Source organism: Tessaracoccus yangjingae, from assembly GCF_054483935.1.
In genome coordinates, this window is record NZ_CM137014.1 from 2,129,982 (window position 1) to 2,156,487 (window position 26,506).

A 26,506-nucleotide genomic window follows, 5' to 3' on the forward strand; every position below is an offset into this window, starting at 1 on the left:
TCTGGGGCGTCTGTTCCCGGCGCGGCCGGCACCGGAATGTGGAACATTGATTTTGTATGCCTGGTCAGAAGTCTGGTTCGTTAGTACAACCTCCTTTTTTGGGGGAGTGGAACGTGGGTCGGGTGGAGGTTGGGTTAAGCACACTGTTGGGTTTTGAAGGGTCGGTCGCTTGTGCGGCGGCTTTTCTGTGCGGACCAGGTCTGATCATCTGTTTGTGGGTGGTTGGGTGTGGGCTCGCCCGTATTTTGAGAACTTCACAGTGGACGCGAGCATCTTTGTAGATTAACAAGCTACTAAGTGCGATCGGTGGATGCCTTGGCACCAAGAGCCGAAGAAGGACGTTGTAACCTGCGATAAGCCTCGGGGAGTTGGTAAACGAGCTTTGATCCGAGGATGTCCGAATAGGGAAACCTTGAAATACCGGAGTCATGTCCGGCAACCTCTGCCTGAATATATAGGGTAGTTGGAGGGAACGCGGGGAAGTGAAACATCTCAGTACCCGCAGGAAGAGAAAACAATTGTGATTCCGTGAGTAGTGGCGAGCGAAAGCGGAAGAGGCCAAACCTCATGTGTGTGATAGCTGACAGGTGTTGCACATGGGGTGTTGTGGGGCCGTTCGGACCGTGCTGTCATGCGGTCAGAGAGTAAGAAATGGACAGGGAAGTCGAAGTGGCTGCGAAGGCCACAGCATAGAAGGTAACACTCCTGTAGACGTAAGTTGTTCACTCTCGAGCGTTACCCCAAGTAGTGCGGAACCCCTGAAATTCCGCATGAATCTGGCGGGACCATCCGCTAAGCCTAAATACTCCTTGGTGACCGATAGCGGACAAGTACCGTGAGGGAAAGGTGAAAAGTACCCCGGGAGGGGAGTGAAATAGTACCTGAAACCGATCGCATACAATCCGTCGGAGCCTGTAAGGGTGACGGCGTGCCTTTTGAAGAATGAGCCTGCGAGTTAGTGGTACGTGGCGAGGTTAACCCGTGTGGGGTAGCCGTAGCGAAAGCGAGTCCTAATAGGGCGTTTCAGTCGCGTGCTCTAGACCCGAAGCGGAGTGATCTATCCATGGCCAGGGTGAAGCGACGGTAAGACGTCGTGGAGGCCCGAACTCACTTGGGTTGAAAACCGAGGAGATGAGCTGTGGATAGGGGTGAAAGGCCAATCAAACTCCGTGATAGCTGGTTCTCCCCGAAATGCATTTAGGTGCAGCGTCGCATGTTTCTTACCGGAGGTAGAGCACTGAATGGTCTAGGGGGCCCACAAGCTTACCGAAATCAGTCAAACTCCGAATGCCGGTAAGTGAGAGTGCGGCAGTGAGACTGTGGGGGATAAGCTTCATAGTCGAGAGGGAAACAGCCCAGATCATCAGCTAAGGCCCCTAAGCGATAACTAAGTGGAAAAGGATGTGGAGTTGCGGAGACAACCAGGAGGTTGGCTTGGAAGCAGCCACCCTTGAAAGAGTGCGTAATAGCTCACTGGTCAAGTGATTCTGCGCCGACAATTTAGCGGGGCTCAAGTTATCCGCCGAAGCTATGGCATTCACGTGTTTAGGCCGTAAGGCTGCGTGGATGGGTAGGGGAGCGTCGTGTGCGCGGTGAAGCGGCGGGGTGACCCAGCCGTGGAGAGCACACGAGTGAGAATGCAGGCATGAGTAGCGAAAGACGGGTGAGAAACCCGTCCGCCGAATATCCAAGGGTTCCAGGGTCAAGCTAATCTGCCCTGGGTAAGTCGGGACCTAAGGCGAGGCCGACAGGCGTAGTCGATGGACAACGGGTTGATATTCCCGTACCGGCGAAATATCGTCCGTGCTGAGGCGAGTGATGCTAAGCATGCGAGGTCGGTTGTGGTCTTCGGATCGTGGCTGGCTGAGTCTGTGACCCAATCTTGTAGTAGGCAAGCTGCGGAGGGACGCAGGAAGGTAGCTCTTCTCGGGTTTGGATATCCCCGGGCTAAGTGTGTAGGACGGAACGTAGGCAAATCCGCGTTCTATATGTTTGAGACATGATGGGTCGGTCACTTTTGTGGCCGTAAGAGTGATCCTATGCTGCCTAGAAAAGCTTCGTGAGCGAGATATGAGCCGCCCGTACCCCAAACCGACACAGGTGGATAGGTAGAGAATACTAAGGCGATCGAGATAACCATGGTGAAGGAACTCGGCAAAATACCCCCGTAACTTCGGGATAAGGGGGACCTGATGCGTATTAGAATTTACTTCGAAAGCGTTGAGGGTCGCAGAGACCAGGCCCAAGCGACTGTTTACTAAAAACACAGGTCCGTGCTAAGTCGAAAGACGATGTATACGGACTGACTCCTGCCCGGTGCTGGAAGGTTAAGGGGAAGGGTTAGCCTCACGGCGAAGCCTTGAACTTAAGCCCCAGTAAACGGCGGTGGTAACTATAACCATCCTAAGGTAGCGAAATTCCTTGTCGGGTAAGTTCCGACCTGCACGAATGGAGTAACGATTTGGGCGCTGTCTCCACCATGGACTCGGCGAAATTGCACTACGAGTAAAGATGCTCGTTACGCGCAGCAGGACGGAAAGACCCCGGGACCTTCACTATAGTTTGGTATTGGTGATCGGTGTGACTTGTGTAGGATAGGTGGGAGACTTTGAAGCTTGGACGCCAGTTCAGGTGGAGTCATCGTTGAAATACCACTCTGGTCACTCTGGTTATCTAACCTAGGTCCATTATCTGGATCAGGGACAGTGCCTGATGGGTAGTTTGACTGGGGCGGTCGCCTCCTAAAAGGTAACGGAGGCGCCCAAAGGTTCCCTCAGCCTGGTTGGCAATCAGGTTTCGAGTGTAAGTGCACAAGGGAGCTTGACTGCGAGAGAGACATCTCGAGCAGGGACGAAAGTCGGGACTAGTGATCTTCTGGTGGCACATGGAAGCGCCAGGACTCAACGGATAAAAGGTACCCCGGGGATAACAGGCTGATCTTGCCCGAGCGTCCATAGCGACGGCATGGTTTGGCACCTCGATGTCGGCTCGTCGCATCCTGGGGCTGGAGTCGGTCCCAAGGGTTGGGCTGTTCGCCCATTAAAGCGGCACGCGAGCTGGGTTTAGAACGTCGTGAGACAGTTCGGTCCCTATCCGCTGCGCGCGTAGGAGTCTTGAGAAGAGCTGTCCTTAGTACGAGAGGACCGGGACGGACTAACCTCTGGTGTGCCAGTTGTTCTACCAAGAGCACGGCTGGTTGGCTACGTTGGGAAGTGATAACCGCTGAAAGCATCTAAGCGGGAAGCACGCTTCAAGATGAGGGCTCCCACAGATTAATCTGGTAAGGCCCCCTATAGACCATGGGGTGATAGGTCGGATGTGGAAGTGCAGTAATGCACGGAGCTGACCGATACTAATAGGCCGAGGGCTTGTTTCTACAAAGATGCTACGCGTCCACTGTGAGGTTCCCGGGATACGGTCGGGAACCTCGAAAATGCAATAATTCAATATTGGCTTTTCGTAGGCTTCGAATGCTATCCTCATAGTGTTTCGGTGGTCATAGCGAGAGGGAAACACCCGGTCCCATCCCGAACCCGGAAGTTAAGCCTCTCAGCGCCGATGGTACTGCAAGGGGGACCTTGTGGGAGACTAGGACGCCGCCGGACTTACATAAACCCCCCGACCCTTGGTCGGGGGGTTTATTTGTTTCCCCACCATCACGCTGAGCCGGCCTCCCGCCTGCTGCTGGGCCGCCCGATTGGGCGGATGCCGCCCAGGCTGGGAGAATGGGCGCATGTCTAGTGAAAACTCCACACCGAGCGAAGACCGCCAGGGTCCGCGCGACGGCCGCCCGCACCGTGACGGTGGCACCACAGGGGGCGCCGGCCGGCCCGGTGGCGAGCGCGGAGGATCCTGGGGCGGCGGGCCCAGACGCGACGACGACCGCCGCGGGTCCAGGCAGGGCGATTCCCGGGGTCAGCGCTCCGGCGGAGACCGCGCGCAGGCGGGTGACAGGAACGATGACCGTCGCAGCCCAAGGCAGGGCGACTCGCGTGGCGACCGGCCCCAATGGGGGAACCGCGACGACGACCGGCGTGGGCAGCGCCCCGCCGGCGATCGACCGCAGTGGGGCAACCGGGACGACGACCGTCGTGGGTCGCGTCCCGAGGGTGACCGGCGTCAGTGGGACAACCGTGGCGATGACCGCCGCGGCCCCCGGCAGGACTCCCGGGGTCAGCGCCCCGGCGGCGACCGCCCCCAGTGGGGTGACAGGAACGATGACCGTCGCGGCCCAAGGCAGGGCGACTCACGTGGCGATCGGCCGCAGTGGGGCAGCCGCGACGACGGCCGTCGCGGGTCGCGTCCCGAGGGTGACCGGCGTCAGTGGGACAACCGTGGCGACGACCGCCGCGGCCCTCGGCAGGGTGACTCGCGTGGGCAGCGCCCCGGCGGCGACCGTCCCCAGTGGGGGAACCGCGACGACGACCGACGCGGCCCGCGGCCCGAGGGCGACCGGCGTCAGTGGGGCAACCGCGACGACGACCGCCGCGGACCACGGCAGGGAGACTCGCGTGGCGATCGGCCCCAGTGGGGCAACCGCGATGATGACCGTCGCGGACCGCGTCAGGACGACCGACGTCAATGGGACAACCGCGGCGACGACCGCCGCGGCCCACGGCAGGGTGACTCGCGTGGCGACCGGCCCCAGTGGGAAAACCGTGGCGACGACCGTCGCGGCCCGCGTCAGGACGACCGGCGTCAGTGGGACAACCGCGGCGACGACCGTCGCGGACCTCGACAGGGTGATTCCCGAGGCCAGCGCCCCGGCGGCGACCGTCCCCAGTGGGGCAACCGCGACGATGATCGTCGCGGCCCGCGTCAGGACGACCGGCGTCAGTGGGACAACCGTGGCGACGACCGCCGTGGCCCCCGACAGGGCGACTCCCGAGGCCAGCGCCCCGGCGGCGACCGCCCCCAATGGGGCAACCGCGACGACGATCGCCGCGGCCCCCGTCAGGACGACCGGCGTCAGTGGGACAACCGTGGCGACGACCGCCGTGGCCCACGGCAGGGAGACTCCCGAGGCCAGCGCCCCGAGGGCGACCGCCCCCAGTGGGGCAACCGCGACGACGATCGCCGATTCGATCGACGCGGGGATGCGGAGGAGCGTGCGTACAAGCCGGGCACGGCGCCGCGTTCCGACGAACCGGAGACGCCTCGCGACTTCGTCGAGTCCGAGCTGCCTGTCGGCGTGAGGGCGGAGCTGAAGGGACTTCCCAAGGACCTGGCCGAGACGGTGGGTGCGCACATCTGGGCCGCGGGCCAACTCGTCGACGTCGATCCTGAGCTCGCGTTCCGGCACGCGGAGGCGGCACGCCGTCGGGCCGGCCGGCTCCCGATCGTGCGGGAGGCGGCCGCTGAGACCGCCTATGCGGCCGGTGAGTACGCGGTGGCGTTGCGTGAGTTCCGGGCGATCCGACGGATGTCCGGCGGAGACGAACTCATCCCCGTGATCGCCGACTGCGAGCGTGCGTTGGGGAGGCCCCGCGACGCCCTGGAGGTGTTGGCGGAGCTCAGCCCGAAGAACAGGGACATCTGGCTGCGGATCGAGTGCCTCCTCGTCGAGGCGGGTACCCGTGCCGACATGGGCCAGAGGCCCGAGGCGATGCGCCTGCTCCAGGCCGCCATCAGCCGCAAGGTCGGACCTCCGTTCGGGCAGGCCCGCCTGCGCTACGCCTACGCCAACCTCCTTGAGGAGGCAGGGGACCTGGACGGGGCGCGCGAGTGGTTCAGCTCGGCGGCCGCACTCGACCAGGGGACGGAACTTGACACGGCCGACCGCATCGCGCGGCTCGACGGCGTCGTCCTCCCCGACTTCGAGCCCGAGGACGAGGACGACGAGCTCGACGCCGACGAGGAACTCGACGCGGACGTGTCCGGCGAGGATGTGGCCGACGCAGACCTCGACGAGGCTGACGATGACGACTACACGGGCGCCGACGGGGACGACCTTGACGGGTCGGAGGCTGTCGGGGACGTCGACGACGACCTCGACGCCGACGCGTCCGATGAGGATCTGGCAGACGCCGAGGTGGACCTCGACGGGGCTGGGGAGCTCGACGCTGACGAAGACCTCGCTACGCACGATTCGTCTGAGGCCGACGCGGCCTCGAGGGATGACCGCAGCGTCGAGGATGAGGACGTCGAGGACGAGGACGTCGCGCCTGAGGTCGACGTCGAGGGCGAGGACGTCAGCGAGACCGACGAGCAGGACGACGCTCGGCCGGAGGCTACCGTCGTGACCGACGACGACACCGAGCGGGCCGCCGACGACGGGGACGCCGTCGACGACGATGCCGACACTGAGGAGGATGAGCACTGATGCAGGCACTGGCGGCCGCCTACGATGCGGCACTGTTCGACCTCGACGGCGTGATCTACCTCGGCCCGTACGCGGTCGAGGGCGTCGCGGAGGCTCTTGACGAGTTGAGGTCGCGGGGGACCCACCTCGGTTTCGTGACCAACAACGCGGCCCGGACGCCCGCCGCGGTGGCCGAGCACCTCACAGAGCTCGGCATCACCGCGCAGGAGGAGGACGTGGTCAACTCGACCCAGGCCACGCTGCGCATGCTGGCGGCGGACCTGCCCGCCGGGGCGCGGATCCTCGCCGTCGGCACGGAGGCCCTCGCCGAACAACTGGGCGGGGCGGGCTTCACCGTCGTGGCGTCGCTCGATGACGATCCCGTCGCCGTGGTGCAGGGCTACAGCCCAACCATCGCGTGGCAGCGGCTGGAGGAGGCGGCCCTCGCGGTCCAGCGGGGGGCCGCGTGGTACGCCACGAACCCGGATCTGACCAGGCCGTCGGACCGAGGCATCGTGCCCGGGCTCGGGTCTCAGGTGGCCGTGGTGCGCGCGTGCGTGGACGTTGAGCCGAAGATCGCCGGCAAGCCGTACCGCCCGCTGCTCGACGAGACGGTCCTGCGCATCGGCTCGGAGCACCCGATCTTCGTGGGTGACCGCACCGATACCGACATCCTCGGCGCCAACAACGTCGGCATGGACTCCCTGTTCGTCTTCACCGGTGCCCACGGCAAGGCCGACCTGGCAGAGGCCCCGCCGGCCTACCGCCCCACCTACATCGGCTACGACGCCTCCGCGCTCCTCGAGCCGCCACGGGAGGCCGAGTTCCGCGGTGAGCGCTTCGTCTGCGGCTACCAGGAGATCGACATCATGGACGGCTTCGGCTACCTGTCGACCAAGCCGGTGACGCGCGACGAGCAGCTGGACGCGCTGTGGGCGGCGCTCCAGGCCGCCTGGCGGCTCGAGGTGGACATCTCCGCGGTCCTCAACTCGCTCGACACCCTGCGATGAACCCTCCCAGCCCGGCGGACTCGGCGCCCTCGGACGTGAAACGCACAGCACTCGTCCACGCGACCATGGCGGGGCTCGAGGGCCTCGAAGACCTGCCCCTGGGCGAGCAGATCGCGCTCCTGGGCGAGGCGCAGACGGTCTTGGCGGGGGTGCTCAACAACGATCCCGGCCTCAATCAGCCGGGCATCCCCGGCGTGTCCCGGTGAGGCTGGACCTGGCCCTCGTCGACCGTGGACTGGCGCGTTCGCGCACCCATGCCGCCGCGCTGATCGCCGACGGACGGGTGCGCGTCAACGGCGCGGTCGCCTCGAAGCCGTCCACCCGGGTCGACCCCTCCGATGAGGTCGTGGCGGAGGCCGAGCAGTGGGTGTCGCGGGCGGCGCACAAGCTCATCGGCGCCCTCGACGGCTCAGGGGTGAGCGTGGGGGGCGTTGTTCTGGACGCCGGCGCCTCGACCGGCGGATTCACCCAGGTGTGTCTCGAGCGTGGGGCCGCGCTCGTGCACGCCGTCGACGTGGGGCACGGGCAGTTGGCCCCGCTGCTGCGGGATGACCCCCGCGTCCGGGTGCATGAGGGCCTGAATCTGCGTTCGCTCACCCTGGCCCACCTGGATGGGCAGCCGGTGGATCTCATCGTCGGCGACGTGTCGTTCATCTCGCTGCGGCTGCTGCTGCCCGCGGTGCTGGCTGTGGTCCGCCCCTCCGGTGACGCGCTGCTGCTCGTCAAGCCGCAGTTCGAGGTGGGCCGCGAACTCCTGGGCTCCGGAGGCGTGGTCCGCGACGACCGGCTCAGGGCGCGCGCCGTCGACGACGTGGCTGAAGCGGCGCGGGAGCTGGGATGGGTGGAGCGATGGCGTGGCGTCAGCGCGCTGCCAGGGACCGCCGGCAACGTGGAGTACTTCCTGCACCTCACTCGGTAGGGTGAGTATGTGATGCAACGAACTGTGGCGGTGCTGGTCCACCCGGAGCGCGACGAAGCCATCGACAAGGCCGCGCAGTTCATCGCCGACCTTCACGAGATGGGCTTCGCGTTCATCGTCTTCCCGGCAGACCTGGCGCGCCTGCAGAAGCGGGTGCCCAGTGCCCGGATCCACGCGCTGGACGGCACCCCGGCCGAACTGGCCGTGGTGTTCGGCGGCGACGGCACCATCCTGCGCGCCGCCGAGTGGGCCCACCCGCTGGGCGTGCCGCTCCTCGGCGTCAACCTGGGGCACGTCGGGTTCCTGGCGGAGCTGGAGCCGTCGGACATCCACGCGCTCCCCGGGGTGGTGGCGAACCGGCTCTACCTGGTGGAGGAGAGGCTCGCCCTCCAGGTCGAGGTGCGTGACGCCGAGGGGAGGACCACCTGGGCCTCGCCGGCCGTCAACGAGGTGTCCCTGGAGAAGCTGGCCCGGGAGCGCATGCTCAACGTCCTGGTCAGCGTGGACGAGCGGCCGCTCTCCAGGTGGGGGTGCGACGGGGTGCTGGTCGCGACGCCGACGGGGTCGACCGCCTACGCCTTCTCCGCAGGCGGGCCGGTGGTGTGGCCCGACGTCCGCGCGATGCTCGTGGTCCCGCTGGCCGCGCACGCGCTCTTCAACCGGCCGATGGTGCTCAGCCCCGCGTCGGTGGTCAAGCTGGAGATCCCGGACGACCAGCCCATCCGCGGGATCCTGTGGTGCGACGGGCGGCGTAGCCACGATCTGGCCCCCGGCGAGTGGGTGAGCGTCCGGTCGCACAAGCACCCCGTGCGCATCGCGCGGATCGGGGAACAGCCGTTCACCACGCGCCTGGTGAAGAAGTTCGCCCTGCCCATCGAGGGCTGGCGGAAGCGCAGCGACCGCTGATGCTCGCCACCCTCCGCCTCACCTCCTTCGGCGTCGTCGACGAGGCACACCTGGAGCTGGGGCCAGGCCTGACCGCCCTGACCGGCGAGACGGGTGCGGGCAAGACGATGGTGGTCTCCGGCCTCGGTCACCTCCTGGGGGCCCGGGCCGATGCCGGGATCGTGCGCCGCGGCAGCGACCGCGCCGTCGTCGAGGGGCGCTGGGAGCTTCCACCGCGGCTGGTCGATCGCGTGCGGGAGCTCGGGGGCGAGGCCGACGACGGCGAGGTGGTTACCCTGCGCCAGGTCACGGCCCAGGGAAGGTCGCGGGCCGTCGTGGGCGGCGCCGGCGTGCCCGTCTCCGCGCTGGCGGAGCTGATCAGCGAGGCGGCCACCATTCACGGACAGGCCGGACAGATCCGGCTCTCCTCGCCGGAGCGGCAGCGGGAGCTGCTGGACGCCCATGCGCGACCCGCCAGGCTGGAGGCCTACCGGGCCGCCTATGCCGAGCGCCGGATGGCGGCCGCCGAGCTGGAGCAGCTCGTGGCCGAGGCCACGGCGCGCGCCCGCGAGGCAGACATGCTGCGGTTCGGCCTCGACGAGATCGCCGCGGTCGATCCCCAGCCCGGGGAGGATCACGCCCTGGCCGGCGAACAGGCACGCCTGATGGACCTCGACGACCTGAGGCGCCTCGGCGCCCTGGCGCAGGAGGGGCTCAGCGGCAGCGAGGTCGACTTCGACGCGCCCAGCGCCGTCGCCCTGATCGGCGAGGCGCGCAAGGCGCTACGGCAGCTCGCGGACAGGGACGAGGTTGCCGCTCCGCTCGCGGCGCGCGCCGTCGAGTTGGGGATGCTGGCCGCAGACCTCGCGGCCGAGGTGGCCGGCTATGTCGACGACCTGGTGGCCGATCCCCTGAGGCTGGAGGCGGTGGGGGAGCGCCGGGCGCAGCTGGCCGGGCTCACGCGCCGGTACGGCGCCACCGTCGACGATGTGCTGCGGTGGGCTGCCGACGCGGGTGCCCGGCTGGCGGAGCTGGTGGGCAGCGATGAGCGGATCGGCGAGCTGCGGGCCCGCATCGCGCAGCTTGACGCAGCCCTGGCCGCGGATGCTGCCGAGATCTCCACGGCACGGCGCGTGGCGGCGCAGGAGCTCGCCGCGAGCGTGAAGGAGGAGCTGGCGGCGCTCGCCATGCCCCACGCCGAGCTGCGGTTCGAGGTCACCGACGCACCCCTGGGCCCGCACGGGGCGGACCGGGTTGAGCTGCTGTTCTCGGCCAACCCCGGATCCGCTCCTGCCACCCTCGCGAAGGTGGCCTCGGGTGGCGAGCTGTCACGGGTCCGCCTCGCGCTCGAGGTGGTGATCGCGGGGAGCGCCGAGGGGCACACGTTCGTCTTCGACGAGGTCGACGCGGGCGTGGGCGGCGCCGTGGGCCTCGAGATCGGGCGGCGGCTGCAACGGCTCTCCACCACCTCGCAGGTCATCGTGGTCACCCACCTCGCCCAGGTGGCGGCGTTCGCCGACGCACACTTCGTGGTGCACAAGGCCTCGGACGGGCAGGTCACCACCTCGGGCGTCCGGCGCCTCGCCGACGCGGAGCGCGCGGCGGAGCTGGCACGCATGATGGGGGGCGAGTCATCGTCCCTCAAGGGGGTCGAGCACGCGGCGGAACTGCTGGAGCGGGCGCGCCGAGGCTGAGCCGTCGCGCCGGGCGTTACGGTCTCGTTTCACCGTCGTCCTGCCTGTACTTGACCCCCCTCCACCCCATAGGCTGGAGTTCCGTGGACAACTCGAAGATCACCAAGCATGTGTTCGTGACCGGCGGAGTGGTGTCGTCGCTCGGCAAGGGACTCACGGCCTCCAGCCTCGGCAACCTGCTCGTCGCCCGCGGGCTTCGCGTCACTATGCAGAAGCTCGACCCGTACCTCAACGTGGACCCGGGCACGATGAACCCCTTTCAGCACGGCGAGGTCTTCGTCACCGAGGACGGCGCGGAGACCGACCTCGACATCGGACACTACGAGCGGTTCCTGGACGTCAACCTGTCCGGGGACGCGAATGTGACCACCGGCAAGGTGTACTCCACCGTCATCGCGAAGGAGCGGCGCGGCGACTACCTGGGTGACACGGTGCAGGTCATCCCGCATATCACCGGGGAGATCCGCGACCGCATGATGGCCATGGAGTCCGAGGGCGTCGACGTGGTGATCCACGAGATCGGCGGCACCGTCGGCGACATCGAGTCGTTGCCGTTCCTGGAGGCCGCGCGCCAGGTCCGCCACGAGATCGGCCGCGGCAACGTGTTCTTCCTCCACGTCTCCCTCGTGCCCTACATCAAGCCCTCGGGCGAGATGAAGACCAAGCCGACCCAGCACTCGGTGGCCGCGCTGCGCCAGGTGGGCATCCAGCCCGATGCGATCGTCTGCCGATCCGAGTCGCCGATTTCGGAACCGCTCAAGCGCAAGATCGCCCTCATGTGCGACGTGGACGAGGAGGCGGTGGTCAGCTGCCCGGACGCGCCCAGCATCTACGCCATCCCGAAGGTGCTCCACGACGAGGGGCTCGACGCCTACGTGGTGCGCAGGCTCAACCTGAGCTTCCGCGACGTGAAGTGGAAGGCGTGGGACAACCTGCTGCAGCGGGTGGAGCACCCCCGCCACAGCGTCACGGTTGCCCTGGTCGGGAAGTACATCGACCTGCCCGACGCCTACCTGTCGGTCTCCGAGGCCCTCCGCGCCGCCGGCTTCGCCCACTGGGCGAGCGTTCGCATCCGCTGGGTGGCCTCGGACGACTGCGACACCCCCGAGGGGGCGGCGGAGAAGCTCTCCGACGTGGACGCCGTGTGCGTCCCCGGCGGGTTCGGCATCCGAGGGGTCGAGGGCAAGCTCGGGGCCCTGACGTACGCCCGCGAGCACCGGATCCCCACCCTGGGGCTCTGCCTCGGCCTGCAGTGCATGGTGATCGAGGCCGCCCGTAACCTCGCAGGCATCCCCGACGCGGCCTCCAGCGAGTTCGACACGCACACCGCCCATCCCGTGATCGCCACCATGGCGGAGCAGGTCAGCATCGTCGACGGCGGGGGAGACCTCGGCGGCACCATGCGCCTCGGCTCCTACCCGGCCACCCTGGCCGAGGGCAGCGTGGTGGCCGCTGCCTACGGGGCCGGGAAGGTCACCGAACGCCATCGGCACCGTTACGAGGTCAACAACGCCTACCGCGGGCGGCTTGAGGAGGCGGGGCTCGTGATCTCCGGCACCTCACCCGACGGCCGGCTGGTGGAGTTCGTGGAGCTGCCCGCGGACGTCCACCCCTACTACGTGGGGACCCAGGCCCACCCCGAACTGAAGTCGCGGCCGACGAGGCCCCACCCGCTCTTCTCAGGGCTGATCGGCGCCGCCCTCGCGCGACAGGAGAACGCGGCAGATGCGCATGGATGAGCCGATGAGCTGGCCTGTGCGCTCCCGCACGGTGCTGGGGGAGGGGCGGATCTCGGCGTTCGTCGACGAGGAACTCACCACCCCGTCGGGCCACGTCATCACACGGCAGTACCTCACGCACCCGGGTGCCGTCGCCGTCGTGGCGTGGCGTGAGGACTTCGACGACATCGCGGTGCTGCGCCAGTACCGGCATCCCGTCAGGATGGAGCTCGTGGAGATCCCCGCGGGCCTGCTCGATCTCGACGGCGAGGAGTGGGTGGTCGCGGCGCAGCGGGAGCTGGCCGAGGAGGCGGAGCTGCAGGCGTCGAGGTGGGACGCTCTGGTGGACATGTGCACCACCCCCGGCGCCTGCGAGGAGTCGCTGAGGATCTTCCTGGCGCGCGATCTCAGCCCCGCCGAGAGACCCGACGGATTTGTGCTGGAGGGCGAGGAGGCGCACATGACGTGGGACTGGGTGCCGCGGGCCGACCTCGTGGACGCGGTGCTCGCCGGCCAGTGCCAGAGCCCCACCCTCGTCGCCGGGATCCTGGCGCTGGAGGTGGCCAGGGCGGCCGGGCGGCTCGACGGGTTGCGCCCGCCCGACGCGCCGTGGCCGATCCGAGGATGACCCTCGTCGCCGATGCGGTGAGCGACTACCTCAACCACGCGCGGGCCGAGCGCGGGCTCGCGACCAACACGGTGGCGGCCTACCGCCGCGACCTGGGCGCGTACGCCGACTTCCTCGAGGCCCGGGGGGTCCGCGACATCGGCGACGTCACCCCGGTGGAGGTCAGCGAGTACGTCCGCGAGCTCAGCACCACGCAGGCGAGATCATCCGTGGCCCGCCACGTCGTCAGCGTCCGCATGCTGCACCGGTTCGCCGCCGCGGAGGGGCTGGCCGAGGCTGACCCGACCGTGGAGATCTCCCCGCCCAAGCTGCAGCAGAACCTGCCCAAGGCCCTCAGCGTCGACGAGGTCACCCGCATCCTCGAGGCGCCCGACCGGGGCGATGTCGTCGGGCTCCGGGACGCGGCGCTCCTGGAACTGCTCTACGGCACCGGCGCCCGGGTCTCCGAGGTGTGCGGCCTCGACGTCGACGAGGTGAGGGCCAGCCTGGCCGCTCCGGAGGCGGGGCTGCGGCTGCTCGGCAAGGGCGGTAAGGAACGGGTGGTGCCGATCGGCTCCTACGCGGCCGCCGCGGTGGAGGCGTACCTGGTGCGGTCGCGGCCGGTGCTCGCCGCCGGCAGCTCGCGACACGATCCCGCGCTCCTGCTCAACCTGCGGGGACGCCGGCTCAGCCGCCAGTCGGCCTGGGCGGTGCTCCAGACCGTGGCGAGGGCTGCGGGTGTGACCACCGACGTGTCGCCGCACTCGCTGCGGCATTCGTTCGCCACCCACCTGCTCGACGGCGGGGCGGACCTCCGGGTGGTCCAGGAACTGCTGGGCCACGCGTCGGTCGCCACCACGCAGATCTACACACTGGTGACGATCGAGCACCTGAGGGAGGTGCACGCCGCGGCCCACCCGCGGGCCCGCTGACCCGACGATGGCAGCGGCCCCCGGCGAACCGATGGGGATAACCACTAGGCTGGATCGAACGTGAGACGAGGAGGCCGACAGGTGGCGGAAGACGGGCTGTTCGAGGAACCCCCCATCAGCACGGGCGGCCTGCCCGCATCGTCGTCGGCGGTGGACCCCGGTGGCATCGGGCCGACGGGCCGCCCGCTGCCCGTCTTCCCGGAGCCTGCCCCGGTGGCCCCCGGCCGGAAGCACGCCACCATCGTGTCGATGTGCAACCAGAAGGGCGGGGTGGGGAAGACCACCACCACCATCAACCTGGGGGCGGCGCTGGCGGAGCTCGGCCGCAAGGTGCTTCTCGTGGACTTCGACCCGCAGGGGTCGCTCTCGGTGGGGCTCGGCGTCAACCCCCACACCCTGGACGTCTCGATCTACAACCTCCTGCTGACCCGCGGAACCGACCCGCTTGAAGTCATCACGCCCACCACCGTCGAGGGGCTGGACGTGTTGCCCAGCAACATCGACCTCTCCGCCGCGGAGGTCCAGCTGGTCAGCGAGGTGGCGCGGGAGCAGACCCTCATGCGGGTGCTGTCCAAGCTGCGCCCCCACTACGACTTCATCCTCATCGACTGCGCGCCCAGCCTGGGCCTGCTCACCATCAACGCGCTGACCGCCAGCGACTACGTCATCATGCCGCTGGAGTGCGAGTTCTTCGCGCTGCGCGGCATCGCGCTGCTCACCGACACCATCTCCAAGGTGCAGGACCGGCTCAACCCGGACCTCCAGCTCCTCGGGATCCTCGGCACCATGTACGACGCCCGCACGCTGCACAGCCGCGAGGTGCTGGAGCGCGTGGTGCAGGCGTTCGGCGACGACGTGTTCCACACCGTCATCCGACGCACCATCAAGTTCCCGGAGACCACGGTGGCCGGTGAGCCGATCACCACCTACGCCTCGGCCTCGCCCGGCGCGGACGCCTACCGCCAACTGGCCCGGGAGGTGCTCCAGCGATGCCAGGACCAGTGAACCGGCGCGCGTCGCTCCCCGGCGCCTCCGAGCTGTTCCGGCCCACCAGGGAGCCGGTGCAGGTCGAGCCGGAGCCGCCCGCCGACCCGGTGGCGCCGAGCGCGGAGACCACCGCGCCGGCGACCGGACGGGTGCGGCACTCGCAGAAGATCACGGTGTACTTCAGCGACGAGGAGCTCATCGCGCTCGAGGACGCCAACCTCGAGCTCCGGCGGGCGCACGGCATCCGCGTGGACCGCGGCCGGATCGTGCGGCTGGCGGTGTCGCGGGCCGTGGCGGACCTCACGGCCAACGGCGCCGAGAGCTTCCTCGTGAGTGAGCTCACCCAGCAGTGAACCGGCCCAGGGCTTCCGAGCGCCACGACGGCGTGGAGGGGTTCGAGGTGCACCTCACCAACTTCGAGGGGCCGTTCGATCTGCTTCTCCAGCTCATCACCCGCCGGGAACTCGACGTCACCGAGGTGGCGCTGTCCCAGGTCACCGACGAGTTCATCGCCCACGTAAGGGACGGAGGGGCGGGGTGGGATCTCGAGAAGACCAGCGCGTTCCTCGTCGTCGCCTCCACCCTGCTGGACCTGAAGGCGGCCAGGCTGCTGCCGGGAGGCGAGGTGGCCGACCCGGATGACATCGCCGCGCTCGAGGCCCGCGATCTGCTGTTCGCCCGGCTCCTGCAGTACCGCGCCTTCAAGCGGGCCGCGGAGTGGCTGGCGGAGACGATGACCGCGGCGGAGACCACCCACTGGCGTCCCGGCGGGCTGGAGGAGCACTTCCGGGCGGTGCTGCCCGAGGTGGAGCTGCACCTGACGCCCGCGGACGTGGCACGGCTCGCCGCGGCGGCCATGACCCCCCGGCCGGAGCCCGTGGTGGAGCTCACGCACCTCCACGGCTCGGCCGTCAGCCTCAGCGAGCAGGTCACCCTCCTGGCGGATCGGCTGCGCCGCGACGGAGCCGCATCCTTCCGGGCCCTGATCGCCGGGAGCGACCGGCTCACGGCGGTGGTGCGCTTCCTGGCGGTGCTCGAACTCTTCCGCGCCCGGCAGGTGGCCCTGGAACAGCTGACCCCGCTCGGCGAGCTCACCGTGCGCTGGACGGCCGGCGACGAGCGAACCGCGGACGTCGTCGACGACTACGGCCCCCAACCGGAACTGGAGGACACATGAGTCTGATCCCCGCCCTCGAGGCCATGCTCCTCATGGCCACCGAGCCGGTGGCGGCCGCGGACCTCGCGGCGGCGTTGGACGCGCCGCTGCCCGACGTCGAGCGCGACCTCGCGGCCATCGCGGACTTCTACGACGAGCACGGCCGCGGCATCCGCCTGCGCGCCGTGGCCGGGGGATGGCGCTTCGCCACCGACCCGGCGGTCGCGGACGTCCTCGAGGCCTGGCTCGTGTCCGACCAGCGGTCCCGGCTCACGCAGGCGGCGCTGGAGACACTGTCGGTCATCGCCTATCTGCAGCCCGTGTCGCGAGGCCGGGTGGCGGCGGTGCGCGGCGTCAACGTCGACGGCGTCGTCAAGACGCTGCTGGTCCGCGGGCTGATCTCGGAGGCGGGGGAGGACCCCGTCACGGGCGCCGTGACGTTCGGCACGACCCCCCTGTTCCTGCAGAAGCTGGGCCTGAACTCGCTGCGGGAACTGCCCGACCTGGCACCGCTCCTGCCCGACGCCGTAGCCTTGGAGGCTGAGCTCGGTCAGATGGCCGCGGCGGAGGCGGCGGAAGCCGCCCAGGTGACGAAGGAGACGAGCGATGGCTGACGACGAGACCGAGGGCATCCGCCTGCAGAAGGTGCTGGCCTCAGCCGGGATCGCCTCGCGGCGCGCCAGCGAGATCCTCATCGACGAGGGGCGGGTCGAGGTCAACGGCCAGGTCGTGACCGAGCAGGGCCGCCGGGTCAACCCCGAGACCGACCACATCCGCGTCGACGGCGCCCGCATCCCGCCGCCGCGCCGCCACCTGTACCTGGTGCTGAACAAGCCCCGGGGCGTCGTGTCGACCATGGAGGACCCGGAGGGGCGCCGGACGCTGGCGGACTACCTGCCGCGCACCAAGGAGCGGCTGTTCCACGTCGGCCGCCTCGACACCGAGACCGAGGGCCTCATCGTCCTGACCAACGACGGCGACTTCGCGCACCGGCTCGCCCACCCCAGCTACGAGGTCCCCAAGACCTACGTCGTCCAGGCGGCCGGCGTCATGGACAACCGCACGCTCAAGCGGCTCGAGAAGGGCGTGACGCTCGAGGACGGGCCGGTCAAGCCGGACAAGGTCAAGCTGATCTCCCGCGCCGCCGACCGCACGATGGTCTCGGTCACGCTGCACGAGGGCCGCAACCGCGTGGTGCGCCGCATGTTCGACGCCGTCGGGCATCCGGTCGACCGGCTGTCGCGCACGGGCATCGGCCCGATCCGGCTCGGGAATCTGCGCTCCGGCGAGACGCGCGACCTCACCCGCGAGGAGCTCGGCGCGCTGCTCGACCTGGTCCAGCTGTAGGTCCTTTGGGGGCCTGGGCTAGCATTCCGGGCGTGACTCACTCCGCCCGCACGCTCCGCCGAGCCTTGGCCGGCGCGGCCGCCGTGTCCCTGATCGCCCTGTCCGCCTGCTCGGACGCCGACGAGACGGCCTCGCCGAGCGCGTCGCCGTCGGTGTCCGCATCGCCCTCGGCCAGCGGGAGCGCCAGCCCGAGCGTCAGCCCCAGCCCGTCGCAGTCGGTGAGCCCGTCGCCGGACCTCAGCCTGGTCACGGTGAGCGACGGCGAGACCCCCGAGGTCACGGTGCCCGCGCCGTGGGGCATCGCGTCGACGCAGTCGAAGGTCCTCAAGCCGGGCGGCGAGCAGCTGCTCACCGAGTCCTCGGTGGTGACGATCAACTACGTCGGCGTCAACGGCACCACGGGCGAGATCTTCGACAGCTCCTACGAGCGCGGCGAGCCGGCCACCTTCCCGCTGCAGGGCGTCGTGCCGGGCTTCCAGAAGGGGCTCGAGGGCCAGGCCGTCGGGTCCCGGGTGCTCATCGGGATGCCCAGCGAGGATGGCTACCCTGACGGCACGCCCGACGGCAGCATCCAGGCGGGCGACAGCATCGTGTTCGTGGTCGACATCCTGTCGGCCAACTTCGACGACGCCACCGGCGAGACCGTCGCGCCCGCCGCGGGCCTGCCGACCGTGACGATGACCGACGGCAAGCCGGAGATCGCGGTGCCCGCCGGGACCGCCGCCCCCACCACCTTGACGGTGCAGCCGCTCATCAAGGGCCCCGGCGCCCCCGTGACCGCGGAGTCGACCATCCAGGTCCGCTACCGGGCGTGGACGTACGACGGCACGCTGTGGCAGGATGCGTGGCAGCCGCAGGAGGGCCCCGTCGCCGACCTCATCGCGGGCTGGAGTGAGGGTCTCATCGGGCAGACCGCCGGATCGCGCGTCCTGCTCGTCGTTCCCCCGGACAAGGCGTACCCGGACGGCCTTCCGCAGGCCACCCCGTCGCTGGCCCCCGGTCAGACGCTCATCTACGTCATCGACCTGCTCAACGTGACGGGCTGAGCGCCCCCTCGGACCACACCGCGCCCCCGACGAAGCGCTGGTCGCCTGGCATGGCGGCCAGCGCTTCGTCCATGCTCCGGCACGGACCCAGCCCCAGCGACGACGCGAGCAGCGCCACCGCCTCCGCCGGTTCCAGGCCCAGATCGTCGGGCGTCACGGCGCCGTCGCGCTTGGCGAGGCGCTCGCCGCGGGGATTGACCACCAGGCCGATGTGGGCGTACCTCGAGGGGGAGCCGCCCAGCTGCCGGGTGAGCCACGCCTGGCGCGGCGCGGACTCCAGCAGGTCCACGCCGCGGGTGATGTGCGTCACCCCCATGTCGATGTCGTCGACGACCACGGCCAGGTTGTACGCGAACTGTCCGTCGTTGCGGACCAGCACGAAGTCGTCGACCGGGCCCGTCACCTCGCCGGCCGTGGCGTCGTTGACCGTGAACTCCGCACCACCGGAGTCCACCCGGATCGCGGGCGGCCGCTCGTCCCTGCGCCGGGACCGCTCGGCGTCGGATAGCCCGCGGCAGGTGCCCGGGTACGGGCGATAGCCGCCGTGCGGAGCCGAGGACGCCTCCGCGATCTCCCGACGCGTGCAGAAGCACTCGTACGTGGGCAGGGACGCCACCGCGGCCCGGTACAGCTCCAGCCGCTCGGACTGCCGCACCACCTCGCCGTCCCACTCGAGCCCCAGCCGACGCAGCGCGTCCAGCTGGCGGCGCTCCGTCCCGTCCGCCGCCCGGACCCGCGCCCTGTCCAGGTCCTCGACTCGCATCAGCCAGCGCCCGCCCTCGCGGCGCGCCAACAGCCAGCCCGCCATGGCGGTGCGCAGGTTGCCCAGGTGCAGGTCCGACGTCGGACTGGGCGCGTAGCGGTCGATATGCATGGCGCCCATGCTGCCACCGGGCGGGTCGCCGCCGAACGGCGGCAGGTGCGGATACCCTGACCGTCGGAGGTGTCATGTCGGCGAGGAAATCCGAACGGCTGCTGAACCTGCTCATCGCGCTGCTCAGCACCCGGCGCTACCTGACCAAGCACGAACTGCGGGAGATGATCGAGGGCTACCGCGGCGGGACGGTGGCGTCGTTCGAGCGCCAGTTCGAACGCGACAAGGAGGAGCTGCGCCAGCTCGGCGTGCCCATCGAGACCGGCGCCAACACCGCGGACACGGACGAGGAATACGGCTACCGCATCAACCGCGCCGACTTCGAGCTGCCTCCGCTGGCGTTCAGTGCCGAGGAGCTGGCCGCGCTCGGCGTCGCGGCCCAGGTGTGGCAGGACAGCGTCGCCGCGACACACACGGCGCAGGCGATCGAGGCGCTGCAGGCCGGGGGAGCGGCACCGGACCCGGCGCTGCTGCCGACGGTGCACCCCCGCATCGCCGTGCGCGACGCGAACTTCGAGGCGACCTACGAGGCGGTGACGACGCGACGCGAGCTGAGCTTCGGCTACGCCGGCCGCCCGCGTCGCGTCCAGCCGTGGAAACTCATCCAGCGCCGGGGTCAGTGGTACGTGTTCGGCCTGGACCCCGACCGCGGGGAGGATCGCTTCTTCAAGTTGTCGCGCTTCACCGCCGCGGCCGAGCCGACCGGACGGGTGGGCGCCGTCGTCGTGCCGGACGACGCCGACGAGCGGGCGGCCCGGCTCGAACCCGTCGTGGGCGTCGAGGCCGTGGTGGCCCTGCGCGACGGCGTGCCGCACAGCTGGCCCGAGGCCGAGCCCGCCGACTGGGCCGGCCCGCTGCCCGCGGGATTCACGGCCCACCGGGTGCGGCAGGGCAACGAGGACCTCGTCATCGACGAGGTCGCGGCCGCGGGGGCCGACGCGATCCTGCTCGCCCCCGAGGACCTGCGCCGCCGACTGATCGCGAGGCTGCGGGGGATGGCCGGATGAGATCAGAAGCCCAGGTCGCGCGCCTGCTGCGCCTCGTGCCCTACCTGACCGCCCACCAGGGCGTCACGGTCACCGAGACCGCGTCGGTCTTCGGGACCACGCCGCGCCAGATCCTCAAGGATCTCGAGGTGCTGCAGTTCTGCGGCCTGCCCGGCGGCCTCTACGACGACCTGTTCGACGTCGACATCGAGGGCGCGCGCGAGGACGGTCACATCTTCTTCCGCAACGCCGACGTCCTGGCGCGGCCGCTGCGGCTCCGGCCGGCGGAGGCGGCGGGGCTCCTCGCCGCGCTGCGCGTCGTGGTGGAAGTGGCCGGGGAATCCGCCGCGGCCCGTTCGGCGCTCGACAAGCTCGAGGCCGCTGTCGGTCGCGAGGGGGACCGGCTGACGGTGGCCCTCGCCGCCGGGGACGCGGGCCACCGGGCTGTCCTGCGCGCGGCGGTCGCGGCCGGCACGGCGGTCGTGCTGCGCTACCGGACTCCCGGGCGTCCGGGGGTGTCGGAGGCGGTCGTCGAGCCCGCGCGGCTCCACGTGGTCGACGGTTACACCTACCTGGACGCGTGGAGCCGGGTGCGGGGCGCGTGGCGCTCGTTCCGGCTGGACCGCGTAGAGGCGGTGGAGGCCACCACCGACCGGGCGGGCGAGCACGGCGATCCGCCCGCGGGCTGGTTCGAGGACGCGCCCGTGCATCTCACGCTGCTGCTCGACCCGTCCGCCCGCTGGGTGAGCGAGTACTACCCGACCACCGCCGTCGCCGAGGGACCCGAGGGGCTGAGCGTGACGTTCCCCGTCGCCTCCACCGACTGGGCCACCTCGCTGCTGCTGCGCCTGGGCGGCCGGGTGCGGGCGGTCTCGGATCCCGCGATCGAGGCGGCCGCCCGCTCCCGGGCCGCGGCCGCACTGGCGCACTATCCCGAAGCCTCGCTGGGGTAGCATCGCCCTCGTGATCTGGGTAGTCGTTGCCATCCTCGCCGTCGCGCTTGCCGGAGCCGCCGCGCTGGCGGTGTACGCGGCGTCGCTGAGGCACAAGGTCGAGGACGTCGCCGCCGAGCTGGCCGTCCTGGCCGGGCACGGCGCCCAGGCGCGCGCCCTGGTCGAGCGCCTGGAGCTCGACCGTCTCCGGCGCCACTAGACTGGTCCATGCCACCGCAGCGGCGCGGCCACTGCCGACGAAAGGTTCACGAGTCACATGCCTACGCTTCTCTTCACCCTCGGCGGGATGGAATGGGTCATCATCCTCATCGTCGCCCTCCTGCTGTTCGGCGGCTCCCGCCTCGCCGGCCTCGGCAAGGGCGTCGGCCGCTCGATCCGTGAGTTCAAGGAAGAGGTCAAGAGCGTCGACGAGCCCCGTCGCCAGGACGAGGTCGTCGACGCCGAGATCGTCCAGCCCGAGATCGACCGCAAGAACAACCCCGAGCGCTGAGCGTGTCCGCCGCCCCCACTGAACCGGTCGCCAAGCCCGGCCGTTTCTCGTGGTTGCGGCCCCCGCAGGGCGGGCCCGACGGGACGATGTCGCTGACGGATCACCTGCGGGAGCTGCGCTACCGCGTGACCATCGCCTCGTTCGCGATCGCGCTCGCCTCGATCGCCTGCATCTTCTTCTACCGCGAGCTCATCGAGGTCATCATGGCGCCGTACTACGCGGCCGTCGAAGAGCTCAAGCAGTCCCGGCCGGACGCCCAGACCCTCATCGTCAACGACGGCGTCGTTTCCCCGTTCACGCTCGCCGTGATCGCCTGCGTGTCGGGCGGCATCGTGCTGTCGAGCCCCGTGTGGCTGTACCAGGTGTGGGCCTTCATCGCGCCCGGCCTCCTGTCGAAGGAGAAGCGCTACGCCCTGGCGTTCATCGGTGCCGCCGTGCCCCTGTTCCTCGCCGGCGCCACCCTGGGCTACCTCGTGTGGCCCAAGGGCATCAGCGTCCTGCTGAGCTTCACGCCCGAAGACATGGACATCGTCAACCTGCTCGAGATGAGCAGCTTCCTCGGCATGGAGCTGAAGGTCATCCTGGTGTTCGGGATCTCCTTCCTGCTGCCGGTGGTGCTCGTCGCGCTCAACATGGCGGGCGTCGTCCGCGGCTACCAGCTCAAGCGGGCCCGCAAGTTCGTCCTCTTCGGCAGCGTCGTGTTCGCCGCCATCGCGACCCCGTCGACTGACCCCTTCTCCATGCTCGCGCTGGCCGTGCCGCTGTCGGTGATGTTCTTCATCGCCGAGTTGATCTGCCGGTCGTGGGACCGCAAGCGCGGCATCACCGAGGAGACCGCCGCCGAGTTCGCCGTCGACCTGGACGACGGCAAGTGAGCTACGAGCTGGCCAAGCGGCGGCTGGTCACCGTCGTCTGCAACGAAGCCTCGGGTGGCGGTCGCGCGGGGCGGGTGCTGCCGAAGGTCGCCCGCCGTCTGCACGAGGGCCTCCACGACGCGGAGCTGCATGTGGTGACGTCGCGCTCCTACGAGGACGCCCGCGACCTCACGCGCGCCGCCGCGCTGACGGCGCGCGACGGCGACATCGTCGCGGTCATGGGCGGCGACGGCATGGCCCACCTGGGGCTCAACGCCTGCGCCGACACCGAGGCCACGCTGGCCATCATCCCCGCCGGGACCGGCAACGACTTCGCCCGCGGCGCCGGCGTGCCGGGGTCGGTGATGGAGGCCGTCGAGGCGCTCGTCGGCCGCCGCACCCGGGTCATGGACCTGGCCCACCTCGCCAACGCCGCCGGCGGGAGGTACGTCGGCGCCGTCGTCTCCAGCGGCTACGACGCGCGCGTCAACCGCGCCACCAACGACATCCGGCTGCGGCTCGGGCCGCTCAGCTACGGCTACATCGCGCTGCGAGAGCTGGCGCACTTCGAGCCGCTGCACTACCGGCTCACCCTCGACGGCGAGACGCGCGAGCTGGACGCCATGCTCGTGGCGGTGTGCAACACCGGCGTCTTCGGCGGCGGCATGCGCATCGCGCCGGACGCGGACGCCGCGGACGGTCTCCTCGACGTCACCATCATCCACAAGGCCTCCCGCGCCACGCTGCTGAGGCTCCTGCCGCAGGTGTACACCGGCGGCTTCGTCCGCTCGCCCCTGGTGGAGCGCGTCCGGGCGCGCACCGTCCGGATCGACGGCGACGACCTGTTCCTCATGGGCGACGGCGAGGAGATGGGCGAGGTCCCCGGGCGCGTCGAGTGCCGCCCCGGCGTGCTGCGCCTCATCGTCGCCTGACCCAAGTCCGCCGGCGCCTCCGGCACGGCTGCTAGGTTGGATCGGTGAGCACAGAGGCCCTTTCCGACGACGTGCGCGAGTTCGCCGAGCTCTACCCGTTCGGGCTCGACGACTACCAGCTTGAGGCCTGCCACGAGCTCGCCGAGGGCCGTGGCGTGCTCGTCGCCGCGCCGACGGGATCCGGCAAGACGGTCGTGGGGGAGTTCGCCGTCCACCTCGCGACGGGGCGCTCACGCAAGTGCTTCTACACCACGCCCATCAAGGCGCTCTCGAACCAGAAGTACCACGACCTCGTCGACCGCTACGGACCGGACCGCGTCGGCCTGCTCACGGGGGACACCTCCGTCAACGCCGAGGCCCAGATCGTCGTGATGACCACCGAGGTCCTGCGCAACATGATCTACGCGGCCTCGCCGACGCTCGGCAACCTGGGCTACGTCGTCATGGACGAGGTGCACTACCTGGCCGACCGCTTCCGCGGCGCGGTCTGGGAGGAGGTCATCCTGGGCCTGGCCGAGTCGGTGCAGATCGTCGCGCTGTCGGCCACCGTCAGCAACGTCGAGGACTTCGGCGAGTGGCTGCGCACGGTCCGCGGGGAGTTCTCCGTGGTCGTGTCCGAGCGCCGCCCCGTGCCACTGTTCCAGCACGTACTCGTCGGCCGCCGGCTGGTGGATCTCTTCGAGGGCGTCGCGCCCACCGCGCAGGAGGTACCGGCCGAGCGGATGGCGAAGGTCAACCGCGAGCTGGTCCAGGTCAGCAAGGCGGAGGCGTCGCGGGTGCGCGACGACTCGCGCCGCCCCCGCGGCCGCAGCGGCCGCGGCAAGGACCGGCCGGGGCAGGGATCGGGACAGTTCGGCGGCGCCACCCACTCCCGCTTCGCGGGCCGGCCCACCAGCCGCGGCGAGGTCGCCGTCGTGCTGGACCGCGCCGAGCTCCTGCCGGCGATCTACTTCATCTTCTCGCGAGTCGGCTGCGACGCCGCCGTCGGCCAGGTCTACAACGCGGGCATCACCCTGACCTCCCGCGCCGAGGCCGCGCAGCTGGGGCGGATCGCGGACAAGCACGTCGCGGGACTGAGCGTCGCGGATCTGGAGGCCCTGCGGTTCGAGGACTTCCGCGACGCCCTCATGGCCGGTGTCGCGGCACATCACGCCGGCCAGCTGCCCGCGTTCAAGGCCATCGTCGAGGAGAGCTTCGCCACGGGCGCGCTGAAGATCGTCTTCGCCACCGAGACGCTGGCGCTGGGCATCAACATGCCGGCCCGGACCGTGGTGCTGGAGAAGCTCGTCAAGTACAACGGCGAGAGCCACGTCGACATCACCCCGGGCGAGTACACGCAGCTGACGGGCCGCGCCGGGCGCCGCGGCATCGACATCGAGGGCCACGCCGTCGTCCTGTGGCAGTCGGGGATGGACCCGCGCGCGGTCGCTGGCCTCGCGTCGCGGCGCACGTATCCGCTGCGCTCGAGCTTCGCGCCCACGTACAACATGGCGGTCAACCTCATGGCCACCCTGGGCCGCGAACGGGCCCGAGACCTGCTCAACCAGTCCTTCGCCCAGTTCCAGACCGACAAGTCCGTCGTGACGGCGGCCCGCACCGGGCGACGGTTCACGGCGGACCTGCGCGCCGCCGTCGAGGCCGCACAGTGCCACCTGGGCGACTTCATGGAGTACGCCCAGCTGCGCGAGCGCATCGCGCAACTGGAGGCCACGTCGTCGAGGGCCCGCAAGGCCCAGCACGCCGAGGCCGTGTCCGACAGCCTCGGCGCACTGACTCCCGGCGACGTCATCCACCTGCCGCGGCAGGAATGGGTGGTGGTGCTGCGCACCGGCCGGAAGAACCACCGCGACGCCGAGCCGTGGGCCCAGGTCATCGCCGGCGATCACACGGTGCTCAAACTCCAGCCGCATGACCTGCGCGGCCCGGTGGAGCCGGTCGGCCGGGTCCGGATCCCCAAGGACTTCTCGCTGCGCGAGCGCCGCGACCGCCGGGCGCTGCTGGCGGCGATGTCGGCCAAGCTCGAGGAACTCGATCCGGCGGTGCCGGACCTGACGATCCCCACCGACGACGACGTCGCCCGCGAGATCGCCGACCTCCGAGCCGACCTGGCCGCGCACCCCTGCCACGAGTGCCCGGACCGCGAGCTGCACGCCATCGAGGCCGCCCGGGCCCTGCGGCTGGACCGGGAGGCGAAGCGGGTCGAGGTCGACGCCGTCGCCCGCGCGAACTCGCTGGCCGTCCAGTTCGACCGCATCACCGCCGTCCTCGAGGAACTCGGCTACCTCGACGGCGACGTCCTCACCGACGCGGGCCGCATGCTGCGCCGCATCTACAACGAACTGGACCTCGTCGCGGCCGAGTGCGTGCGCCGGGACGTCTTCGCCGACCTCACCCCGCCGCAGCTGGCGGCGGTGCTGTCGACGCTGCTGTACGAGTCGCGGCCGACCCGCGACGCCGTGGCTCCCCGCATGCCCGACGCGGCCTCCGAGCGGGCCCAGTCCGAACTCCGGTCCGTCTGGCGCGAGGTCGGCCTCCTCGAGCGGAAGCACCGCATCGACCGCGGCCGCGAGCCCGACATCGGCTTCGCGGAGGCCGCCTGGCGGTGGGCGAGCGGGCAGGATCTGGCCAAGGTGCTGCTGCACACGGGGCTGTCGGCCGGCGACTTCGTCCGCTGGGTGCGGCAGGTCATCGACCTCGCCGGGCAGCTGGCGGCCGCCGCCGGGCCGGGCGACCTGCGCCGGACCTGCCTCATCGCGGCCGATGAGATGCGCCGCGGCGTGGTGGCGGCGGATCTGACCGAGGACTAGGTTGGCGC

At 69.8% G+C, this 26,506-nt stretch carries 25 protein-coding genes and 2 rRNA genes; 24 read left to right on the forward strand and 3 right to left on the reverse strand.

Annotation, left to right across the window (positions count from 1 at the left end; genetic code table 11):
* The first annotated feature begins 283 nt into the window (after positions 1-283).
* Both ACX1D3_RS09440 and rrf read left to right on the forward strand, forming a co-directional pair.
* Positions 284-3,376 (forward strand): 23S ribosomal RNA (locus ACX1D3_RS09440).
* Between the two features lie 112 nt (positions 3,377-3,488).
* Positions 3,489-3,605 (forward strand): 5S ribosomal RNA (rrf, locus tag ACX1D3_RS09445).
* A gap of 641 nt (positions 3,606-4,246) precedes the next feature.
* On the opposite strand, the gene ACX1D3_RS09450 is transcribed toward rrf, so the two are convergent.
* Positions 4,247-5,248, reverse strand: a complete 1,002-nt coding sequence (locus tag ACX1D3_RS09450) for a hypothetical protein (protein ID WP_458993642.1) — start codon at positions 5,246-5,248, stop codon at positions 4,247-4,249.
* Here ACX1D3_RS09450 and ACX1D3_RS09455 point away from each other — a divergent pair.
* From ACX1D3_RS09455 to ACX1D3_RS09520, 14 genes are all read left to right on the forward strand, one after another.
* On the forward strand, positions 5,237-6,322 hold the full coding sequence (locus tag ACX1D3_RS09455) for a tetratricopeptide repeat protein (RefSeq protein ID WP_458993643.1): 1,086 nt from the start codon (positions 5,237-5,239) through the stop codon (positions 6,320-6,322). The genes ACX1D3_RS09450 and ACX1D3_RS09455 overlap by 12 nt on opposite strands.
* Positions 6,319-7,311: an HAD-IIA family hydrolase gene (locus ACX1D3_RS09460; RefSeq protein WP_458996518.1), complete on the forward strand. Its 993-nt coding sequence runs from the start codon at positions 6,319-6,321 to the stop codon at positions 7,309-7,311. The genes ACX1D3_RS09455 and ACX1D3_RS09460 overlap by 4 nt, the downstream gene beginning before the upstream one ends.
* Positions 7,312-7,346: 35 nt before the next feature.
* Positions 7,347-7,517 (forward strand): hypothetical protein, encoded by a 171-nt coding sequence (locus ACX1D3_RS09465; RefSeq protein ID WP_458993644.1) that lies wholly within the window; start codon positions 7,347-7,349, stop codon positions 7,515-7,517.
* Complete coding sequence (locus ACX1D3_RS09470; RefSeq protein ID WP_458993645.1) at positions 7,514-8,230, forward strand: TlyA family RNA methyltransferase; 717 nt, start codon at positions 7,514-7,516, stop codon at positions 8,228-8,230. Before ACX1D3_RS09465 ends, ACX1D3_RS09470 begins: the two co-directional genes overlap by 4 nt.
* A 12-nt stretch (positions 8,231-8,242) precedes the next feature.
* Positions 8,243-9,136 (forward strand): NAD kinase, encoded by an 894-nt coding sequence (locus ACX1D3_RS09475; RefSeq protein ID WP_458993646.1) that lies wholly within the window; start codon positions 8,243-8,245, stop codon positions 9,134-9,136.
* A complete protein-coding gene (gene recN / locus ACX1D3_RS09480; protein WP_458993647.1) occupies positions 9,136-10,809 on the forward strand; it encodes a DNA repair protein RecN in 1,674 nt (557 codons plus the stop codon). Before ACX1D3_RS09475 ends, recN begins: the two co-directional genes overlap by 1 nt.
* An 83-nt stretch (positions 10,810-10,892) precedes the next feature.
* Positions 10,893-12,548, forward strand: coding sequence for a CTP synthase (gene pyrG / locus ACX1D3_RS09485; RefSeq protein WP_458993648.1), 1,656 nt, complete (start codon positions 10,893-10,895; stop codon positions 12,546-12,548).
* A 4-nt stretch (positions 12,549-12,552) separates the two neighbouring features.
* Positions 12,553-13,155 carry an NUDIX domain-containing protein gene (locus tag ACX1D3_RS09490; RefSeq protein ID WP_458993649.1) on the forward strand — a complete coding sequence of 201 codons (603 nt, stop codon included), beginning with the start codon at positions 12,553-12,555 and terminating at the stop codon, positions 13,153-13,155.
* A complete protein-coding gene (gene xerD / locus ACX1D3_RS09495) occupies positions 13,152-14,066 on the forward strand; it encodes a site-specific tyrosine recombinase XerD (protein WP_458993650.1) in 915 nt (304 codons plus the stop codon). Before ACX1D3_RS09490 ends, xerD begins: the two co-directional genes overlap by 4 nt.
* A 114-nt stretch (positions 14,067-14,180) precedes the next feature.
* The gene (locus ACX1D3_RS09500) at positions 14,181-15,071 is read left to right on the forward strand and encodes a ParA family protein (protein WP_458996519.1); all 891 of its coding nucleotides are present in this window, start codon (positions 14,181-14,183) and stop codon (positions 15,069-15,071) included.
* A complete protein-coding gene (locus ACX1D3_RS09505) occupies positions 15,056-15,406 on the forward strand; it encodes a hypothetical protein (protein ID WP_458993651.1) in 351 nt (116 codons plus the stop codon). The genes ACX1D3_RS09500 and ACX1D3_RS09505 overlap by 16 nt, the downstream gene beginning before the upstream one ends.
* Complete coding sequence (locus ACX1D3_RS09510; RefSeq protein ID WP_458993652.1) at positions 15,403-16,230, forward strand: segregation and condensation protein A; 828 nt, start codon at positions 15,403-15,405, stop codon at positions 16,228-16,230. Before ACX1D3_RS09505 ends, ACX1D3_RS09510 begins: the two co-directional genes overlap by 4 nt.
* Positions 16,227-16,823: an SMC-Scp complex subunit ScpB gene (gene scpB, locus ACX1D3_RS09515; RefSeq protein WP_458993653.1), complete on the forward strand. Its 597-nt coding sequence runs from the start codon at positions 16,227-16,229 to the stop codon at positions 16,821-16,823. The genes ACX1D3_RS09510 and scpB overlap by 4 nt, the downstream gene beginning before the upstream one ends.
* Positions 16,816-17,556, forward strand: coding sequence for a pseudouridine synthase (locus ACX1D3_RS09520; protein WP_068750283.1), 741 nt, complete (start codon positions 16,816-16,818; stop codon positions 17,554-17,556). Before scpB ends, ACX1D3_RS09520 begins: the two co-directional genes overlap by 8 nt.
* Before the next feature lie 37 nt (positions 17,557-17,593).
* Here the strand turns inward: ACX1D3_RS09520 and ACX1D3_RS09525 are convergent, their stop codons facing one another.
* Positions 17,594-17,806, reverse strand: coding sequence for a hypothetical protein (locus ACX1D3_RS09525; protein WP_458993654.1), 213 nt, complete (start codon positions 17,804-17,806; stop codon positions 17,594-17,596).
* Position 17,807: 1 nt separating this feature from the next.
* On the opposite strand from ACX1D3_RS09525, the gene ACX1D3_RS09530 reads away from it, so the two are divergent.
* Positions 17,808-18,602 carry an FKBP-type peptidyl-prolyl cis-trans isomerase gene (locus tag ACX1D3_RS09530; RefSeq protein WP_458993655.1) on the forward strand — a complete coding sequence of 265 codons (795 nt, stop codon included), beginning with the start codon at positions 17,808-17,810 and terminating at the stop codon, positions 18,600-18,602.
* On the opposite strand, the gene gluQRS is transcribed toward ACX1D3_RS09530, so the two are convergent.
* On the reverse strand, positions 18,586-19,476 hold the full coding sequence (gene gluQRS, locus ACX1D3_RS09535; protein WP_458993656.1) for a tRNA glutamyl-Q(34) synthetase GluQRS: 891 nt from the start codon (positions 19,474-19,476) through the stop codon (positions 18,586-18,588). The genes ACX1D3_RS09530 and gluQRS overlap by 17 nt on opposite strands.
* Before the next feature lie 74 nt (positions 19,477-19,550).
* Here gluQRS and ACX1D3_RS09540 point away from each other — a divergent pair, with 74 nt between their 5' ends.
* From ACX1D3_RS09540 to ACX1D3_RS09570, 7 genes are all read left to right on the forward strand, one after another.
* Positions 19,551-20,483, forward strand: a complete 933-nt coding sequence (locus ACX1D3_RS09540; protein ID WP_458993657.1) for a helix-turn-helix transcriptional regulator — start codon at positions 19,551-19,553, stop codon at positions 20,481-20,483.
* Positions 20,480-21,415: a WYL domain-containing protein gene (locus ACX1D3_RS09545; protein ID WP_458993658.1), complete on the forward strand. Its 936-nt coding sequence runs from the start codon at positions 20,480-20,482 to the stop codon at positions 21,413-21,415. Before ACX1D3_RS09540 ends, ACX1D3_RS09545 begins: the two co-directional genes overlap by 4 nt.
* A 10-nt stretch (positions 21,416-21,425) precedes the next feature.
* Positions 21,426-21,614, forward strand: coding sequence for a hypothetical protein (locus ACX1D3_RS09550; RefSeq protein ID WP_068750271.1), 189 nt, complete (start codon positions 21,426-21,428; stop codon positions 21,612-21,614).
* 57 nt (positions 21,615-21,671) lie between these two features.
* The gene (locus ACX1D3_RS09555; RefSeq protein ID WP_068750269.1) at positions 21,672-21,905 is read left to right on the forward strand and encodes a twin-arginine translocase TatA/TatE family subunit; all 234 of its coding nucleotides are present in this window, start codon (positions 21,672-21,674) and stop codon (positions 21,903-21,905) included.
* Between the two features lie 86 nt (positions 21,906-21,991).
* The gene (gene tatC / locus ACX1D3_RS09560) at positions 21,992-22,780 is read left to right on the forward strand and encodes a twin-arginine translocase subunit TatC (RefSeq protein ID WP_385899878.1); all 789 of its coding nucleotides are present in this window, start codon (positions 21,992-21,994) and stop codon (positions 22,778-22,780) included.
* Complete coding sequence (locus ACX1D3_RS09565) at positions 22,777-23,691, forward strand: diacylglycerol/lipid kinase family protein (RefSeq protein WP_385899879.1); 915 nt, start codon at positions 22,777-22,779, stop codon at positions 23,689-23,691. The genes tatC and ACX1D3_RS09565 overlap by 4 nt, the downstream gene beginning before the upstream one ends.
* A 44-nt stretch (positions 23,692-23,735) precedes the next feature.
* Entirely contained in the window at positions 23,736-26,498 is a 2,763-nt protein-coding gene (locus tag ACX1D3_RS09570) for a DEAD/DEAH box helicase (RefSeq protein WP_458993659.1), read from the forward strand.
* Positions 26,499-26,506 lie beyond the last annotated feature (8 nt).